Annotated in this window: 16 protein-coding genes and 3 tRNA genes; all 19 read left to right on the forward strand. The window is 35.9% G+C overall.

Annotated features, from left to right (window positions below; genetic code table 11):
- The first annotated feature begins 32 nt into the window (after window positions 1-32).
- The 19 genes from lepB to AC57AW_RS07765 all read left to right on the forward strand — a co-directional run bounded on the left by lepB (window position 33) and on the right by AC57AW_RS07765 (window position 18,169).
- Window positions 33-1,679 carry a signal peptidase I gene (gene lepB, locus AC57AW_RS07675; RefSeq protein WP_496351416.1) on the forward strand — a complete coding sequence of 549 codons (1,647 nt, stop codon included), beginning with the start codon at window positions 33-35 and terminating at the stop codon, window positions 1,677-1,679.
- A gap of 60 nt (window positions 1,680-1,739) precedes the next feature.
- Window positions 1,740-2,363 (forward strand): WbqC family protein, encoded by a 624-nt coding sequence (locus AC57AW_RS07680; protein ID WP_496351417.1) that lies wholly within the window; start codon window positions 1,740-1,742, stop codon window positions 2,361-2,363.
- A gap of 89 nt (window positions 2,364-2,452) precedes the next feature.
- Complete coding sequence (locus tag AC57AW_RS07685) at window positions 2,453-4,135, forward strand: S8 family serine peptidase (protein WP_496351418.1); 1,683 nt, start codon at window positions 2,453-2,455, stop codon at window positions 4,133-4,135.
- 125 nt (window positions 4,136-4,260) lie between these two features.
- Entirely contained in the window at window positions 4,261-4,752 is a 492-nt protein-coding gene (locus AC57AW_RS07690) for a lipocalin family protein (protein WP_318848875.1), read from the forward strand.
- Between the two features lie 25 nt (window positions 4,753-4,777).
- Window positions 4,778-5,467: a YiaD family glycine zipper/OmpA-like lipoprotein gene (locus AC57AW_RS07695; RefSeq protein ID WP_318848874.1), complete on the forward strand. Its 690-nt coding sequence runs from the start codon at window positions 4,778-4,780 to the stop codon at window positions 5,465-5,467.
- 107 nt (window positions 5,468-5,574) lie between these two features.
- Window positions 5,575-6,462 (forward strand): decaprenyl-phosphate phosphoribosyltransferase, encoded by an 888-nt coding sequence (locus AC57AW_RS07700; protein ID WP_318848873.1) that lies wholly within the window; start codon window positions 5,575-5,577, stop codon window positions 6,460-6,462.
- A complete protein-coding gene (locus tag AC57AW_RS07705) occupies window positions 6,459-7,778 on the forward strand; it encodes an FAD-binding oxidoreductase (protein ID WP_496351419.1) in 1,320 nt (439 codons plus the stop codon). Before AC57AW_RS07700 ends, AC57AW_RS07705 begins: the two co-directional genes overlap by 4 nt.
- A complete protein-coding gene (locus AC57AW_RS07710; protein ID WP_077415689.1) occupies window positions 7,778-8,503 on the forward strand; it encodes an SDR family NAD(P)-dependent oxidoreductase in 726 nt (241 codons plus the stop codon). The genes AC57AW_RS07705 and AC57AW_RS07710 overlap by 1 nt, the downstream gene beginning before the upstream one ends.
- A gap of 6 nt (window positions 8,504-8,509) precedes the next feature.
- Window positions 8,510-9,097, forward strand: coding sequence for an HAD family hydrolase (locus tag AC57AW_RS07715; protein ID WP_496351420.1), 588 nt, complete (start codon window positions 8,510-8,512; stop codon window positions 9,095-9,097).
- Window positions 9,098-9,121: 24 nt separating this feature from the next.
- Window positions 9,122-9,589, forward strand: a complete 468-nt coding sequence (locus tag AC57AW_RS07720; RefSeq protein ID WP_496351421.1) for a hypothetical protein — start codon at window positions 9,122-9,124, stop codon at window positions 9,587-9,589.
- Between the two features lie 2 nt (window positions 9,590-9,591).
- On the forward strand, window positions 9,592-10,767 hold the full coding sequence (locus AC57AW_RS07725; protein ID WP_318848868.1) for a cysteine desulfurase family protein: 1,176 nt from the start codon (window positions 9,592-9,594) through the stop codon (window positions 10,765-10,767).
- Window positions 10,768-10,851: 84 nt separating this feature from the next.
- Window positions 10,852-11,169 (forward strand): thioredoxin, encoded by a 318-nt coding sequence (gene trxA / locus AC57AW_RS07730; protein ID WP_047380983.1) that lies wholly within the window; start codon window positions 10,852-10,854, stop codon window positions 11,167-11,169.
- Window positions 11,170-11,293: 124 nt separating this feature from the next.
- Window positions 11,294-11,367, forward strand: a tRNA-Asp gene (locus AC57AW_RS07735).
- Between the two features lie 33 nt (window positions 11,368-11,400).
- Window positions 11,401-11,474, forward strand: a tRNA-Asp gene (locus AC57AW_RS07740).
- A gap of 33 nt (window positions 11,475-11,507) precedes the next feature.
- Window positions 11,508-11,581: transfer RNA gene (locus tag AC57AW_RS07745), tRNA-Asp, on the forward strand.
- Between the two features lie 333 nt (window positions 11,582-11,914).
- Window positions 11,915-13,828: a polysaccharide biosynthesis protein gene (locus AC57AW_RS07750; protein WP_496351422.1), complete on the forward strand. Its 1,914-nt coding sequence runs from the start codon at window positions 11,915-11,917 to the stop codon at window positions 13,826-13,828.
- Between the two features lie 319 nt (window positions 13,829-14,147).
- A complete protein-coding gene (locus AC57AW_RS07755) occupies window positions 14,148-14,858 on the forward strand; it encodes a polysaccharide biosynthesis/export family protein (RefSeq protein WP_496351423.1) in 711 nt (236 codons plus the stop codon).
- Between the two features lie 3 nt (window positions 14,859-14,861).
- Window positions 14,862-17,198 carry a GumC family protein gene (locus AC57AW_RS07760; protein WP_496351424.1) on the forward strand — a complete coding sequence of 779 codons (2,337 nt, stop codon included), beginning with the start codon at window positions 14,862-14,864 and terminating at the stop codon, window positions 17,196-17,198.
- Between the two features lie 2 nt (window positions 17,199-17,200).
- Window positions 17,201-18,169 carry an SDR family oxidoreductase gene (locus AC57AW_RS07765; protein WP_496351425.1) on the forward strand — a complete coding sequence of 323 codons (969 nt, stop codon included), beginning with the start codon at window positions 17,201-17,203 and terminating at the stop codon, window positions 18,167-18,169.
- The last annotated feature ends 9 nt before the right edge of the window (window positions 18,170-18,178 follow it).

Raw genomic sequence — 18,178 nt, forward strand, 5'->3', positions numbered from 1 at the left:
CATTTATATCATAAGAATAGGCACAAAAATTTATGAATTATTTTTTAACTTATACAGTATATGTCCTCATACTATCCGTATTGATGGGGATTTCATCTTGGAAACTGTTCAAGAAAATGGGCTATAGCCCTTTATTTGCTTTTATCCCTTTCTACAACTATTTCATCATTCTGAAAGAAACAAAATATCCGAAATGGTGGGCGATCCTATCTTATCTTCCGATTGTAGGGCCAATCATGATGTCTGTTTTCCACCTTTATTTGGTGAAAAAGTTTGGGAAAACCCTTTTCAAAGATCAGATTCTTACCGTGATTTTGCCGTTTATCTATATGGCAGTGATCAACTATTCTAAAGATGTAGAGTTAGAAGATGAAAATGCAAATGATCTCTTTCTTACAGACGAAGAAAAGAATGATAAAAAGAAAGATACATTTGTGGGTTCAATTACCTTCGCGGTAGTTTTTGCCACTATCATCCACGTTTTTATAACACAGCCGTTCGGGATTCCTACAGGATCCATGGAAAGAACATTACTGGTGGGTGACTTCCTTTTTGTAAACAAATGGAGCTACGGTTACAGACTTCCGATGCGTCCGGTAGCAATACCTTTCCTTCAGGGGACAATTATGGATACAGGACAGAAGGGAAATCCAAAAGATGATCCAAAATCTTACGTAGATGGAGTAAAGCTTCCTTACACAAGAATTTTACAATTCAACAAGCCACAGAAAAATGATGTAGTTGTTTTCAACTATCCTCAGGATTCCGTACATACAGCAATCGATAGAAAAGATCCTTACGTAAAACGTTGTGTTGCTACAGCAGGTGATACTTTTGAAATGAGAGCCGGAAGACTTTTCGTAAACGGAAAACCTGAAGCTGTTTTAGGAGATCAGGAAGTACAGCACAGATATATTGTAACAACGGATGCTCAATTAGATATCCCAACTTTATACAAAGCTTATGGATTTTTACCGGTTCAGGAGTTTCAACAGGATAACGGAGGATTTATTTATGGTTTTCAGGGCTTAACAGATAAGACTGCTAAAGAAATTAAAGAACTTCCTCATGTTCTTGATATGAAAGAAGAGGTTTCAACAAAAGGTGAAGCTGCAGTATATTACAGAGACGAAGCAAAAACGAAAATTGATACCACACAATCTATCTTCCCAATCAACAAACCTTGGAATCAGGATTGGTATGGCCCACTAAGAATTCCTAAAAAAGGAGATGTGGTAGCCATCAATCAAGAAACACTTCCAACCTATCAGTGGATCATTTCTGAATATGAGCACAACAGCTTAGAGAAAAAGAACGGAAAAATCTTTATCAACGGAAAAGAAGCAACTCAGTATACTATTCAACAGGATTATTATATGATGATAGGGGACAACAGAGATGCTTCATTAGACGCAAGATTCTTTGGTTTCGTTCCGGAAGAAAATATTGTAGGAAAACCGATGTTTACATGGATGAGCCTTCAGGGTGCTTTTGCGGACAGCAGCTCTACCTATCAGGCACCGTTCAAAATCCGTTGGGACAGGATGTTTAAAGCAACCAATACAGGAGAAGCCAATAAAACCTCTTACTGGTGGATTGCAGCGATGATTCTGATACTGTTCTTTGGATGGGAATATTTCGTGAAATTGTTCAGAAAGAAAAAAACTGAAGACGATTAATAAATAAAATTAAACTTAAAATAGAATGAAGTATTTGAAAAAATACTTCATTTTTGTATTATGAATATGAAGAATGTATTATTGCCGGCATTTTATTTGCCCCCAATTTCATGGTTTTCAGTGTTTTTAAATCCTGAGAATGAAATTACATTGGAACAATTTGAGAGCTTTCCCAAGCAAACCTATAGAAACAGAACAAACATCTATGGAGCCAACGGAAAATTGTCCTTAATAATCCCTATCCATCATAATGGAAAAAGAGAATTTAAAGATGTTGAGATCTCTTACCGTGAAGATTGGAGAGCTCTTCATTGGAAATCAATCAAGACAGCATACCAGAGTTCTCCTTATTTTGAATACTATGAAGATAAGTTCAGAAAAATATTTGAACTTCAGGAAAAGTACCTTCTTGATTTTAACCTTAAAGGGATAGAAGTGATCCAACAGATATTGAAAACAGAAAAGGCACACTCTTTGAATGAAGAATATATCAAAAATCCTGAAGGCATCAATTTCAGAGAAAAGTTTTCGGCAAAGCTTCCTTCTGAATTTCAAATGGAAGAATATTACCAGACGTTTTCTGATAAATTCGGGTTTTTAGAAGACTTGTCGGTTTTGGATCTTATTTGCAACAAAGGTCCCGAATCACTGGTATATATGAAAAATATAAAACAATCATATTAGCATACAATCGCTATTAATGAAATTTTCAGCATACAGCAGATGAATCTGGCGATTGGTATATGTCTTTAAAAAAAAATAAATTTCAACATATGAAAAAGGTATTATTAGCTGCAGTTTTTTTAGCAGGTTTTAGTTTCTCTTTTGCACAGGAATCTAAAGTTAAAAATATTGATCCAAACGAAGATAAAGATCTTATGACATGGTATCATAAGGATTTTGCAACTTCAAAAGTATATGGAGTAAATACGGCAAATGCTTATAAATATTTAGAATCTAAAGGACTGAAGCCTAAAACCGTTGTGGTAGGAGTTTTGGATAGTGGAGTACAGGTAGACCACCCTGGGTTGGTAAAAAACCTTTGGTCAAACCCTAACGAAATTCCAGGAAATGGAAAAGATGATGATGGAAACGGATATATTGACGATATACACGGCTGGAACTTCATAGGAGGTAAAAACGGTGATATTGATATCGATAACATGGAAGTGACAAGAGTGGTTGCCAAATATAAACCTGTTTTCGAAGGAAGTGATTCTACTAAGAATAAAGCAAATCAGGCTCAAATGAAAGACGAGTTTGATATGTATATGAAGGCCAAAGATATGTTCAATAAAAAAAGTATCGAGGCTCAGCAGAATTTCAAAACCTATTCTATGCTGAATGAGCTGATTCCTAATATGGTAAAATTATTGGGAGGTAAGCCAGTTACTGGTGAAACTATTTCAGCAATTAAAGCACCTACAGATCAGAAAGATGCAATTGCATTGGAGTTTCTGGGTCAGATTTCTCAAAGCCCTGAATTCAAAGGGAAATCTTCCGCTGAATTTGAAAAAAAGATGAAGGAAGAGATGAAGGAAGCAATAGACCATTTTGCTCCGGCAGCAAAACAATATGATCTTTCATATGACCCTAGAAAAGAAATTGTAGGAGATAATTATGATGACTATTCTGAAAAGAGTTATGGTAACAATCATTATGAAGGCGCAGATGCAGAACACGGAACTCACGTAGCAGGAATTATCGCAGGACTTCCGCAAGGAAAAGAAATTCAGTATGGTGTAGCCTCCAAAGTGGCTAAAATCATGTCTGTAAGAACAGTTCCAAACGGGGATGAAAGAGATAAAGATGTAGCCAATGCCATCAGATATGCCGTAGATAACGGGGCTAAAGTGTTAAATATGAGCTTCGGGAAACCTGTTTCCCCAGGTAAGAATGTGGTTTGGGATGCTTTTAAATATGCCGAAGATAAAGGTGTTCTTTTAGTAAAAGCTGCAGGTAATGAAAATGAAGATGTAGCAGAACATTTGGCATTTCCTACCAACTTTAAAAACGTTACTGATGAAAAACCATTTGTAAGCAACGTTCTTGTAGTAGGAGCAAGTACCAATAAGAATAGCGCATTGAGAGCCGATTTTTCTAACTACAATAAAAAAATGGTGAATGTTTTTGCTCCGGGAGAAGAAATTTATTCTACCGTTCCTAAAAATGAATACAAATACCTTCAGGGAACTTCTATGGCTTCCCCTGTGGTAGCTGGAGGAGCCGCTGTTTTATTAGCATATATGCCAGATCTGAAACCTTATCAGATCATTGAAGCGCTTGTGAAAAGCAGTAATCCAAGTACTATAAACGGATTTACTGATCAATCGCAGGCAGGAGGAGTTATAGACTTGAAAAAGGCAGCAGAATACGCTTATACCAATTTCTACAAAGGAAAGCCGTCAAGTACTGCTAAGCCTTCGAAATCCGTAAAAAAGGCTGTTAAAAAATAATTTATCTCCCTGTGTTTAAGGAGAAACCATAAAGAGTCCGAATTTTTTTCGGACTTTTTATTTTTTATTTTAAATTTTGGCACGGTTTTTTGTAACTTTATAATAACAAAATAATAAACAACAAAATGAAAAAGTTACTACTTGCAGGGATGTTGGGAACATCACTTTTTGCAGTGTCGTGTTCCTCTGTTAACAAAGCAGCTACATCTCAAAATCAAAGAGCAGACTTCCTTAAATTAAAAGGAGATTGGCAGATCGTGAGCGTAGATTACGAAAAAGGCTATAAAATCAAACCTTTTGACGAAGGGGCAGATGCACAGTGTTTCGTAGGAAGCCACTGGAGACTGATTCCTAACAACTGGACAGGAGCGTATACTTTGAATGGAGGTGGAGATTGCCCGGCAATTACACAACCTATCAAGTTTGAAGTAAAAGACGGTAACACGTTTATGTTTAAAAAAATTGCTCAAGGTACTAAAGCAAAACAAAATACAGCCGGTTATACAATGACATTAATGAGTCAGACTACTGACCAGTTTTCACTTCAGCAAGATGTTCCTTTTGAAGGAGGTAATGTAAAAGTAGTTTACAACTTCCAGAGAGCGGGAATGAAATAATTTATCAACATAAAAGATCAAAAAAATGAATTTTAATAAAACATACGTAGGAGCCCTTTTCTTGTCATCAGCATTATTATTGACAAGCTGTGAAGCGGTTCAGAATTCAAATCACCAACAAAGAGGTACAGCAGTAGGTGTTGCTTCAGGAGCAGTACTTGGAGGTATCTTGGGTAACAATGTAGGAAAAGGAGGAAATGGAGCTATTGGGGCTGTATTGGGAGGTATTATCGGTGGTGTAGCTGGTAATGTTATCGGTAACAAAATGGATAAGCAGGCTAAAGATATTAAAGAAACTTTACCAGGAGCTCAGGTAGAAAGAGTAGGAGATGGTATTAAAGTAACAATGAATGAAAGTATTGTTAACTTTGCATTTGACTCTTCAAACCTTACTTCTGTTGCACAGACAAACTTAGATAAATTAGCTACAGTATTGGTGAATAACGCAGATACAAATATCAATATCTACGGATATACAGACAGCGTAGGTAAAGATGCTTATAATATGGCACTTTCTCAAAGAAGAGCTGATGCTGTAAAAGCTTACTTAGTAGGGAAAGGAATTGCATCAAGCAGAATGTTCTCAAAAGGAGAAGGTAAAAATATGCCGGTTGCAAGCAATGATACAGATGAAGGAAGAGCTAAAAACAGAAGAGTTGAGTTTGCTATCACTGCAAATGAAAAAATGATTAATGATGCCAAGCAAGGGCAGTAATTAATTTTACATATAAATATTTTCGTAAAAGACCGCCCCGGCGGTTTTTTTTGTATTTTTATGCTAGGAATTTTGAATTTATTATTTTTGTACTTGAAATAACATAAATGAAGAAATATTTAAAGCTGCTCCGTGTAGAGCAATGGGTGAAAAACCTTTTTGTATTTGTCCCTCTTTTCTTTTCAGGTAATATTACCAACATAGATCTGCTTACCAAAAGCATCTTCGCATTTGTCATATTTTCGCTTGCGGCAAGTGTTGTGTATATTCTGAATGATTACAATGATATTGAAGCAGACAGAAAACATCCTGAAAAAAGGAGAAGACCCTTAGCCAGTGGAGCTATTTCAAAAGCAACAGCTATAGGAATTCTTATCGGTCTGATCATCACAGATATTGTTCTTGTATTTTTTACACGATTCTATTTCCATGAATTGCTTTGGAAGTTTGCCATCATCATAGGTTTCTATGTGGTGATGAATCTGGCATATACATTTAGATTGAAACATGTTCCCATCATCGATATTTTTATTATTGCTATAGGATTTGTTCTTCGTGTATTGGCTGGAGGCTATATTACAGGAATTAGTATCTCACAATGGGCTATTCTCTTAACGTTTGTATTGGCACTCGTACTGGCAATTGGAAAAAGAAGGGGAGAATTGATCAATGCACAGGTTTCAGGAAAAACAAGAAAGGCATTGGATGGGTATAACGTTCAGTTTGCAGATATTGCACTATCCATTTCTATTACACTGGCTATTGTGTGCTACCTAATGTTTACCCTGTCACCGGAAGTTCAGGAAAGATTTCATGAAAGGGTTTTTTATACGGTTATCTTCGTGGTTTTTGCCTTATTGAGATACCTTCAGCAGACCTTGGTTTACAACAGAACGGAATCTCCTACAAAAATTGTCTACAGAGACCGCTACATACAGGTTACCCTATTGCTTTGGGTAGCTGCATTTTTAATTCAAATTTATTTTAAGAAATGAAGCCGAATTTCACACAGAAAGTTACAAACTGGGGTAATTTCCCGGTAGTGGAGAAAGAAATGAGATCAGAGGACAGTTTCAAAAAAATAAAAGAATTTGTACTCAATCACAACGAGATTATTGCCAGAGGAAACGGGAGATGTTATGGAGATGCTTCGTTGGGAGAATCTATATTTTCAACAAAAAAACTAAATAAATTCATCAATTTTGACCGTTTAAACGGAGTGATAGAATGCGAATCCGGAGTACTGCTTTCAGATGTTCTGGAAATTGCTGTTCCGCAGGGATACTTTCTGTACGTTACTCCTGGTACAAAATTTATATCCGTAGGAGGAGCTATTGCTTCTGATGTTCACGGAAAAAATCATCATGCAGAAGGGTGCTTTTCAGAATATGTGATTGAATTTAAGCTAATGACTGAGAGCGGGGAAATTATTACCTGTTCCAGAGAAGAGAATTCAGAGAAGTTCTGGGCTACCATTGGTGGAATGGGACTTACTGGAATTATTCTTACAGCAAAATTTAAGCTTAAAAATATAGAATCTGCATACATTCGTCAGGAGAGCATCAAAGCAGAAAATCTGGACGAAATCTTTAAGCTGTTTGACGAAAGTGAAAACTGGACTTATACCGTTGCATGGATCGATTGCCTTCAGAAAGGGAAAAACATTGGAAGAAGTATTCTGATGAGAGGAGAGCATGCCTTCCAGCATGAGCTTCCCCAGAGTTTTTCGAAGACTCCTTTAAGATTAAAGAAAAAATTATCACCTACAGTTCCTTTTTATTTTCCGGGATTTGTACTGAATGCACTTACCGTAAAAATATTCAACTGGTTATACTATAAAAAGCAATCTAAGAAGGAAGTTAAGAATTTTATTGATTACGAAACATTTTTCTATCCTTTGGACGCTATTAATAATTGGAACAAAATCTACGGGAAATCCGGGTTTATACAGTATCAGATGGTAATCCCTAAGGAAGCAGGAAAAGATGGGATGAAAAGAATCCTTGAAACGATTGCGAAAAGCGGAAACGGATCATTCCTGGCGGTTTTAAAACTTTTTGGAAAACACAACCCGGAGGCTTACAACTCATTCCCGGTGGAAGGGTATACGCTGGCCCTGGATTTTAAAGTCAATTCAAAACTGAAAAAACTGGTAGATCAGCTTGATGCAATTGTTCAGGAGTTCGGAGGAAGAATTTATCTTACCAAAGATAGTATGAGCAGATCATCACTTACCAATTATCTGAAAAATATTCAAAATCCTAAATTTGTGTCTTTACAGCACAAAAGAATCATAAACAACAACTCATAATGATAGTTCTGGGAAGCACATCTGAAGTGGCACAGGCTTTTGTGGAAAAAGCACTTCAGGAAGGAGAAAAGTTTGAAAAAATCTACCTTTTTACCTCAAATAAAGAAACTACAGAACGGTTTGCAAGACACATTGATGTAAAGTTTCTGCAGCAGGCGGAAGTCATTGAACTGGATCTGACTAAAGAAATTGATTACAATAGATTTGATAATATCAATTCAAATGTATTATTTTGTGCCGTAGGATATTTAGGTGAAGGAACAGAAGAAGGATTGTATGATAATAGGAATACGGAGCGCATCATAGACATTAATTATTCAAAACTGGTTCCTGTAATGAACTATTTTGCTCATAAATTTGAAAACAGAAGATCAGGAACGATCATTGGGCTTTCATCGGTAGCAGGAGACAGAGGAAGACAGAGTAATTTTATCTACGGAAGTGCAAAAGCAGCGTTTACAGCCTATTTGAGTGGTCTGAGAAACTACCTTTTTGATAAAAAAGTACATGTTCTTACCATAAAACCTGGGTTTATGGCAACCAAAATGACAGAAGGTCTGCCTTTAAATCCGAAACTGACAGCAACACCGAAACAAGCAGCTGCCTGTATTTATAAAGCCTTCAAAAAGGAGAAAAATGTGGCATATGTTTTGCCAGTTTGGAGTATTATCATGATGATTATCAGGAATATCCCTGAATTTATATTCAAAAAATTAAAGCTTTAAAGAGAAATGAAAAAATTGTATTGTTTTGATTTTGACGGAACTTTGACCTATAAGGATACGATGTTTATGTATCTTAAATTCTACGATTCTACAAAATACCGGATACAATTTTTAAGACATGTACCCCTCTTTATTCTGTTGAAACTGAAGCTGGCCGAAACGGAAAAAGTAAAGAAAAGTTTTATTGGGTCTATTTTAAAAGGACAGACTCAGGAAAAGATCGAAATGAAGTCTAAACAATTTTTTGAGCTGCATTATCCTAAAATTGTGAGGGAAAATGCATTAGACTTTATAAAAAATATCGATAGGAATAATACACAGAGTTTATTGGTGACGGCTTCTCTGGATATCTGGGTAAAGCCTTTCGCTGAGGAACTTAAAATGGAGCTTATTTCTACGCGGGCAGAGTTTAAGAACGGTATTTTCACAGGAAATTTTGTGGGAAAAAACTGCAATGGGAAAGAAAAATTGGTAAGAATTAAAGCGGAAATTAGCGATTCCAGATACGATAAAATTATTGCATTTGGGGATACTTCAGGAGATCGGCCAATGTTGAAATGGGCAAATGAGGGACATTACCAATTTTTTCATTAATTTTGGGAGATAAAATTGTAAAAAATGAAAAGCCTGTTAATTGCATGTGCGGTAATCTTCATGAGCTGTGCTAGCGCACCATCTCAGAAGTCTTCTGCCGTACAGGGAAATGCGGAACTCCTTGTTTCTGAATCTCAGGGAGGAACTGATCAACCTGGCTTTAAGATAATTGAAGACGAAAAAGAATTTCGTACTATTATCAGAGGAAGTTTTGGCATCGCAGATCTGGGAAAAGAATCTTATATCAAATACCCTCAATTCCCGAAAAATAAGAAAGTCGTTTTATACAATTTGGGAACCTTCAGATCAGGAAGTCACAAAATTGAAGAAGTTAAAGGAGTATCTGTGAAAAATCAGATTCTCTATGTAGAAGTTCCGGCCGGAGAACCTTCTGGTGGAATGGAAATTCAGGTGATGTCCAGTCCGTGGTTTATTTTTACTGTTCCCACAGATTACCAATTTACCTCCGTAGAATTAAAATATTCAAAATAATAATGGATAAAGTATATTTAGATAATGCCGCAACCACTCCGCTTGCAGATGAAGTTATAGATGCAATGGTAGGCACTATGAAGATGAATTTCGGAAACCCTTCTTCAACGCACAGCTTTGGCCAGGAAGCAAAAATACTTATTGAAAATGTAAGAAGACAGGTTGCAGACTATCTTCATGTAACTCCTGCTGAAATTATTTTCACTTCCTGTGGAACCGAATCCAACAATATGATCATCAAATCCTCGGTAGAACACCTTGGAGTAGAAAGAATCATCAGCTCTCCTCTGGAACATAAATGTGTTTCCGAAAGTATTCTGGACATGAAAAGCAGAAAAGGAGTAGAAGTAAACTACATCCGTCCGAATGAAAAAGGAGATATTGACCTTACAAAATTAGAAGAGCTGTTAAAAGCTTCAGATAAAAAAACACTGGTAAGCTTAATGCATGCCAATAACGAAATCGGAAATATTGTTGATATTAAAAAAATTGCAGCAATATGTAAAGCGCACAATGCTCTTTACCATTCCGATACTGTGAAGACAATGGCCCACATGAAATTTGATTTCTCAGATACTCTGGTAGATTTTGCTTCTTGCAGTGCTCATAAATTCCACGGTCCAAAAGGAGTAGGTTTTGCTTTTATTAGAAAAGCTACGGGCTTGAAAGGGATCATCACTGGTGGACCTCAGGAAAGAAGCCTAAGAGCAGGAACTGAAAATGTTGCCGGTATCGTAGGTTTAGGTAAGGCTTTAGAACTTTGCATCAACAATATGGAGTCTTATGCTGCCCATATCAGAGAAATTAAAGAATACGCTATTGAAAAATTATCTGCAGAGGTTCCTAATATTAAGTTTAATGGAAGAAGCGGGGAAATGGAGAATAGTGTTGACAGTGTTTTAAGCGTATTGCTTCCATACAAAAATCCATTGATAGGACTTCAGCTGGATATGAAAGGAATTGCAATCTCTCAGGGAAGCGCATGCTCATCAGGAGCTTCAAAACCTTCAATGGTGATGATGATGGTGCTTTCTGAAGATGAAATGGATCACTGTACACCATTACGCATCTCTTTCAGCCATTTAACGACAAAATCCGATATAGACGCATTGGCAAATGCTTTGAAAGAAATTTCAAGTGACTATACTATAGAAAAAACTAATGTTGAGCATAGATAGTCTTGTGCTCTAAAAATCGTAATTTTGAACATCCAATAGAGGATTAAAAAGAAAATAATATTAATTAAAATAAAAGAAACAAAAATGGCTTTAGAAATTACAGACAGCTCATTTCAGGATACGGTTTTAAAATCTGACAAACCGGTATTAGTAGACTTCTGGGCAGTATGGTGCGGACCTTGCAGAACGTTGGGACCAATCATCGAAGAAGTAGCATCAGATTTTGAAGGAAAAGCAATCGTTGGGAAAGTGGATGTTGATAACAACCAGGAGATTTCTATGCAGTATGGTATCAGAAATATCCCTACAGTTCTTATTTTTAAGAACGGAGAAGTAGTAGATAAATTAGTAGGTGTGGCTCCAAAAGAGGTAATCGCTGAAAAATTAAGCGCTCACTTATAAAAAAATAAGTTTGATAATGAATGCCTTCCAGTATTGGGAGGCATTTTTTCTAAAATAATTTGCAGATAACAAAAAAAGGTGTAATTTTGCAACCACGAAAAAGAAACGACGTTCTTTAAAAAATGATCCGGTAGTTCAGCTGGTTAGAATGCCGCCCTGTCACGGCGGAGGTCGCGGGTTCGAGTCCCGTCCGGATCGCAGAAGTTTTTCTCAATTTACTTTAAAAAAATTGATCCGGTAGTTCAGCTGGTTAGAATGCCGCCCTGTCACGGCGGAGGTCGCGGGTTCGAGTCCCGTCCGGATCGCAGAAGTTTTTCTCAATTTACTTTAAAAAAATTGATCCGGTAGTTCAGCTGGTTAGAATGCCGCCCTGTCACGGCGGAGGTCGCGGGTTCGAGTCCCGTCCGGATCGCAACTACTATAGGAGAGTAGTATAGAATACTGTAAAATATATGTTTTACAGTATTTTTTTTTGTTTATCGTATTTCAAAAAAAATACACAAAATTAATAAGCAGAACAGTTGAAGGTGGAAATAAAATCCGCATATTCCAACTGATTTTTTGGCCTTTTAATAGTTTTAATTTGGGGATTTTGTTTTAAAATGTTTCCGATATGTTAATTTATATTTTGAATAAAAATTAATATGTGGTACTAAAAATATTAATAATAATTGTTACCTTCGCCCAATAATAAAAGCCACTGAATGTTGAATTAATGAAAATGATATTTTAGGCTATTTGTATTATGGGGGACATTTTTAAAATCAGGGAGTTAAGGTATATACCCAGGTGGTCGGTTTTTTTTATCGACATTTCAGTTATTTTCTTTTCTGTTTTAGTTTCATACTTGTTCTTAAAAAGTCTGGAGGTAAAACTTAACTTTATTGAGTATCAGAATGAAAAAATATTTTCAGTCATTATTGTTAATATTCTGTTTATACTCTTGTTCAAAACATATGCAGGAATTATAAGACACTCAAGTTTTTTTGATTTTTGTAAAATTATGTGGTCTTCGGGTAGTACTCTTATTGCATTGTTAGTACTCAATTTTATCTCAGATTTGACATTGGGTAAGCCTGTTTTTTTATACCCTGTTCTTTTTTTATTTTTTTTGATTTCTATTTTTCTGATGTTCTTTTTCAGAATGATAACCAAACAAATTTTTGGTATACTTACGAATCCTAAGGATGTTTCAACTAAAGCAAGGGTTGCAGTTGTAGGAGTAGAGGGTGTTTCTATTTCATTAGCGAATGCTATTATTCATAATCCCGATCATCCTTACCAGTTGGCAGGATTTCTTAGTGCCAGGTCAGATTCTAAGAAAGCTATGCTGCTAGGTCATAAAATTTATAATAAAAAGCAGTTTCTTAAAAGTGATACTCTCAGAGAACAGTTTGATGCAGTTTTGATCAAGGATATGATGACAAAGCGGGAAATGGAAGAATGGACGGCTCTCGCATTGGATAATGGATTGAAAGTATTAAAAGCACCTATAGCCAGTATCATAAAAGAAGATGATGTTGTAAGGGGTATTCGCCCGCTTAAGATTGAAGATTTACTTAATCGTCCGGCCATTAAAATAGAAGGCGAGGAGGTGAAAAGTTACCATGTTAATAAAACTATTTTGGTAACCGGAGGGGCCGGGTCTATAGGAAGCGAAATTGTAAGGCAGGTTGCTCAATTGAATTCATCGCTTATTGTTATAGTTGATCAGGCTGAATCTCCTTTATATGAACTACAGCTGGAGTTATTAGAGAAATTTCCATATCAAAAGTTTAAATTTGTATTAGCGGATATTTCAAACTATTCCAGGATTGAAAAGCTGTTTGATAATCATCAGTTTTCAATAGTTTATCATGCTGCGGCATACAAACATGTACCTTTAATAGAAGATAATCCACATGAAGCTATATTTGTGAATATTGGAGGAACTAAAAATTTAGCTCTTTTATCAAAAAGATATAACGTTAATCGTTTTGTTATGGTATCTACAGATAAAGCTGTAAACCCTACCAACGTAATGGGAGCTTCCAAACGGGCTGCTGAACTCTTTGTGCAGTCTTTACAAAATTCCCCCGAGAACACAACAAAATTTATTACTACACGTTTTGGAAATGTACTGGGCTCTAACGGTTCTGTAATACCACATTTTAAAAAACAAATTGAAAAAGGAGGTCCGGTTACAATTACTCATCCTGATATTATTCGTTATTTTATGACTATTCCGGAAGCTTGCGAATTAGTGCTTCAGGCAGGAACAATGGGACAAGGGGGTGAGATCTATGTTTTTGATATGGGTAAACCAGTTAAAATCCTGGATCTGGCTGAAAGAATGATAAAATTATCAGGATATACTCCAGGTGTTGATATTAAAATCGATTTTATAGGTTTAAGACCTGGTGAGAAATTATATGAAGAACTTTTAACGGATAATTCAACGACGATTCCTACCCATCATGAGAAAATTATGATATCGAGAGATCCATTGATGGAGTTTGAAGATATAGAAATTTTGTGTCAGCAAATTATTTTGTCGGCAATGAATAAAGACAGTTTACAAATTGTGAAAATATTAAAAACCATTGTACCGGAATTTATAAGTAATAATTCAGAATTTGAAATTTTAGATAAAATATCTGAACATGAAGTATATGAGTAAAGTACATGAATGAAATTAATAAAAAAGTTAGTTGAAAATAATAATTTTTCGCTATTTTGATTTCAAACGGAATGAAAATTGCTAGAAAAAGGATTGATCTAAAATATAGGGATTAAAATACGCTTCACATAAATAAAAACTTCTAATAATATAGAAAAATATGGGTAGCTAACTTTCTTATAATAAGTATCACAAATAAAATTGAAATTAACACAAGTAGACTTAGAACAAATAACATATGAATAAAACTATTATTACATATATAGTACTGTTATCGGTTATTTTATTATCATGCAGACCGAAGCAGAATATGGTATATATGTCAAAACATAATATGGAAGAGGAAGTTGCTAAAGCAAAGTTTCAGGGATTACATATTCAGGAAGGAGATGTACTTCTAATTCTTGTTTCTGCACTTGACGAAATTGCCGTAAAACCTTTCAATCTCAATACTGTAAATAAAGTAGGAAGTGTGTCCAATACCGGGTCTAATCAGTATTCTCAGCCAAGTGAATATCTTGTGAATGAAGAAGGATATATTTCTTTTCCGGTTTTAGGGAATATATATACTAAAGGAATGACTCAGATACAGCTAAAACAGGAGCTTGAATCCCGTCTGAAGCGATATCTTACAGACCCATTGGTGACTATTACTCTGAAGAATTTCAACGTAAGCATTTTAGGTGAAGTAAAGGTACCAGGACAGAAAGAAAGTGTTTCTCAGAAAATCAATATTTTTCAGGCTCTTGGCCTTGCAGGTGATATGACAGATTTTGGAGACCGTACAAATGTAAAGCTCATACGTACTGATGGTGATGGGACAGACCAGATTGTTCAGATAGACCTTACCAGATCAGATATCGTAAGTTCACCATACTATTATATGAAGCAGAACGACATATTATATGTACAACCAGACAAAAATAAACAGGTCCAGGCTAACTCGAATCCAAACAGAGCCCTTACATTCCAGATCATTGGTGCATTACTGACAGCTGGTACACTTATTATTGCTTTAACACGACGATAAAATATGCAGCAGAAAGAACTTCAACCAAAGGAGGAAAAATTAAATTTAAAGAAAGCTATTTTAAAATACCTTTACAAATGGCCATGGTTTGTAGCCTCCATTATAATTTGTGTAGCCGTTGCTTTTATTTATCTAAGATATAGTATTCCTAAATATCAGTCAAAAACTACCCTTAAATTCGATAAAAAACAAAATGACCTTACTTCTGCTCTTGCTGATCTAGATAATTTGGGGATAGGTTTGGGTAATTCTGATGAACTGAAAGGTGAAGCCGCAATTGTTAATTCGCGGCCATTATTGATGCAGGTGGTGCAAAATCTTAACCTTAATGTAGAATATTTCAGTGCTGGTGATATTAAAGATTCACAACTATTTGGCTTAACTCCTATTACTGCAAAAGTTCTGGATTATACTAGAGAAAAATTTGTTTCTGTTGAATACATTTTAGGAGATTTAAAGGGAGATCAGTTTACCCTTCACAGTGGGAAGAAAAAAGAAATTGTCGGAAAATTTAATACTCCTTTAAAGCTGGAATTTGGAACAGTGATATTACAGAGAAATCCTGCTCTTGCTTTGGGGGCGAAATATAAAATTATTTTTTGGAGTCCAATTGAAAGAGTAAAAAAACTTGAGAAAACGATCCAAATCAATATTCCGGATGAAAAAGCGATGTTGATGGAAATCAGTCTTATAGGATCTCTTCCTGAAAAATCTGAAGCTATTCTTAATGAAGTAACCAAGCAGTATAACCTGGATGGTCAGAGAGATAAAAATTTACAGGCTCAGAATACGCAGGAATTCATTGATAAAAGACTTGAAGTGATTACCAAAGATCTTTCCGGGGTAGAAAACCAGAAAGAGGATTTTCAGAATCGTAACCGTATTGTAGATTTGCAGGCGCAGGCAGAACTGGCATTGCAGAATACAAGTGAAAATACTAAAGTTCTTCTTCAGCAACAGGCTCAGCTGGATCTTCTGAATTCCCTTTCAGGGGAGGCTTCAAAAGGTAATAATCAGCTTATGCCATCCAATCTTGGGCTGAATCCTTCACTTGAACAAACTATTTCTCAGTATAATTCATTGATTATTAGTAGAAATAAAACGCTTAAGCAAGCTACTAATGAAAACCCTGCTATTATAGAAATGAACAGGGAAATTGCTTCTTTGAAGGAAGTAATCCGTGATAATATCCGCGAACAGAAACAAACGGTACAGACTGGTATTTCTCAACTCCAGAGTCAAATCAAGACTAATAATAATGTAATTGAAAAGGTTCCGGGGCAGTCTAAAGTATACAGAGGAATTGAACGTCAGCAGAATCTTAAAGAACAGTTATTCTTATTCCTTCTTCAAAAAAGAGAGGAAAATGCGATCAATCTTTCAGTAGATGTTCCGAAAGCCAAAATTGTAAACCCTGCATTTACAGAAGATATCGCTGTATCGCCTAAAAAGGAGATCATTCTTCCCGGTGCTTTATTGCTGGGAATATTAATTCCTTTTGCCATTTTCTATCTGTTGTTCCTTCTTGATGATAAAATATATAGCAGAGAGGATATTAAAGAACGTTCCGGACTGGGTGTATTGGTAGATATCCCTTCACTTACAGATTCGGAAAATCATTTGGTACAGAAAAATGACTTCTCTGAGTTGGCAGAAGCCTTTAGAGTACTTGTTTCCAATTTGAAATTTGTATTACCAGTAAAGGATACAGCTAAAGTGGTTATGGTTACCTCTTCCGTAAAAGGAGAAGGAAAAACCCTGGTATCAGTAAATCTTGCTCTTACCATTGCCAATAAAAATGCTAGAGCGCTTCTGATTGGTTCAGATATCAGGAACCCTCAGATTCAGAGATATGACAGTGAACCTGTTAAAAGAAAAGGTCTTACAGAGTTTTTATATGATGAGTCAGTAAAGGTAGAAGAGCTTATTCATACCTCAACAACCAACCCTTCATGTGACGTTATCTATGCCGGAGCTATTCCTCCCAATCCTCAGGAGTTGTTGTCTAACGGACGTTACCAAAAGCTTATTGAGCAAATGTCTTCTCAATATACCTATATTATTATTGACTCTGCGCCACTGATGCTGGTTTCGGATACATTAAGTATTGCAGATACGGCAGATGCGGCACTGTATGTGGTAAGATCAGGAGTGTCTAAAAATATACTGATAGATTTCGCCAATGATCTGGTGAGAGATTCAAAACTTTCCAATGTATCCTTTGTTATTAATGATGTTTCAAGACGTGCAGGTGGATATGGATACAACTATAGCTATGGTTATGGTTACAGCCAAACGAAGGAAAAGAAAAGTTGGTGGAGCAAAATTTTCAAATCATAAAAATGAATAGAATTTTAATTACAGGTGGAGCGGGCTTTATTGGCTCTAACTTAACGGAGTATTTTTTGAGTAAAGGTTATAATGTAGTGTGCTTAGACAACTTTGCAACAGGACACCGTCATAATATTGCATCTTTCCTTGAAAACCCAAACTATAAACTCATTGAAGGAGATATCCGTGATTTGGAAGTTTGTCAGAAGGCAGTGGAAAATGTAGATTATATTCTGCATCAGGCTGCACTTGGCTCAGTTCCAAGATCTATTAAGGACCCTATTACAAGTAATGAAGTGAATGTGTCAGGATTTCTGAACATGCTTGTCGCAGCTCGTGATGCTAACGTAAAACGTTTTGTATACGCTGCTTCATCTTCTACTTATGGAGACTCTGAGTCATTACCTAAAGTGGAAGACGTGATTGGAAAGCCATTGTCGCCTTATGCTATCACTAAGTATGTAAATGAATTATATGCTGACGTATTTGGGAAAACTTATGGAATGAAGTGTGTTGGTCTGAGGTACTTTAATGTATTCGGTCGCAGACAGGATCCAAACGGAGCTTATGCTGCTGTAATTCCTTTATTTGTAAAACAGTTAATCAACCATGAATCTCCTGTAATAAACGGAACAGGCGATTATTCACGTGATTTTACATATATTGACAATGTTATTCAGATGAATGAGCTGGCTATGCTTACTGAAAACCCTGATGCAGTGAATACCGTTTATAATACAGCAGTAGGAGACCGCACCACATTGAATGATCTGGTGGGATATCTTAAAAAATATTTAAGCGAATTCGATGAAAAGATTGGCGAAGTAGATGTTATCTATGGTCCGAACCGTGTAGGAGATATTCCTCACTCACTAGCATCCGTTGAAAAAGCCGGAAAATTATTAGGTTATCAGCCAAGCCATACGATAGAAAAAGGATTAAAAGAAGCTATCAACTGGTATTGGGAAAATTTAAAATAAACAAGTTTA

It is taken from the genome of Chryseobacterium sp. BGA-UO-ETr-SB22, assembly GCF_059567885.1.

Coding starts and splice junctions, on each gene's coding strand:
- AC57AW_RS07720 (WP_496351421.1), top strand. CDS start 9,122: ATGAAAAGCCTGTTAATTGCATGTGCGGTAATCTTCATGAGCTGTGCT.
- AC57AW_RS07760 (WP_496351424.1), top strand. CDS start 14,862: ATGCAGCAGAAAGAACTTCAACCAAAGGAGGAAAAATTAAATTTAAAG.
- AC57AW_RS07680 (WP_496351417.1), top strand. CDS start 1,740: ATGAATATGAAGAATGTATTATTGCCGGCATTTTATTTGCCCCCAATT.
- AC57AW_RS07690 (WP_318848875.1), top strand. CDS start 4,261: ATGAAAAAGTTACTACTTGCAGGGATGTTGGGAACATCACTTTTTGCA.
- lepB (WP_496351416.1), top strand. CDS start 33: ATGAATTATTTTTTAACTTATACAGTATATGTCCTCATACTATCCGTA.
- AC57AW_RS07700 (WP_318848873.1), top strand. CDS start 5,575: ATGAAGAAATATTTAAAGCTGCTCCGTGTAGAGCAATGGGTGAAAAAC.
- AC57AW_RS07705 (WP_496351419.1), top strand. CDS start 6,459: ATGAAGCCGAATTTCACACAGAAAGTTACAAACTGGGGTAATTTCCCG.
- trxA (WP_047380983.1), top strand. CDS start 10,852: ATGGCTTTAGAAATTACAGACAGCTCATTTCAGGATACGGTTTTAAAA.
- AC57AW_RS07725 (WP_318848868.1), top strand. CDS start 9,592: ATGGATAAAGTATATTTAGATAATGCCGCAACCACTCCGCTTGCAGAT.
- AC57AW_RS07750 (WP_496351422.1), top strand. CDS start 11,915: ATGGGGGACATTTTTAAAATCAGGGAGTTAAGGTATATACCCAGGTGG.
- AC57AW_RS07695 (WP_318848874.1), top strand. CDS start 4,778: ATGAATTTTAATAAAACATACGTAGGAGCCCTTTTCTTGTCATCAGCA.
- AC57AW_RS07715 (WP_496351420.1), top strand. CDS start 8,510: ATGAAAAAATTGTATTGTTTTGATTTTGACGGAACTTTGACCTATAAG.
- AC57AW_RS07685 (WP_496351418.1), top strand. CDS start 2,453: ATGAAAAAGGTATTATTAGCTGCAGTTTTTTTAGCAGGTTTTAGTTTC.
- AC57AW_RS07755 (WP_496351423.1), top strand. CDS start 14,148: ATGTCAAAACATAATATGGAAGAGGAAGTTGCTAAAGCAAAGTTTCAG.
- AC57AW_RS07710 (WP_077415689.1), top strand. CDS start 7,778: ATGATAGTTCTGGGAAGCACATCTGAAGTGGCACAGGCTTTTGTGGAA.
- AC57AW_RS07765 (WP_496351425.1), top strand. CDS start 17,201: ATGAATAGAATTTTAATTACAGGTGGAGCGGGCTTTATTGGCTCTAAC.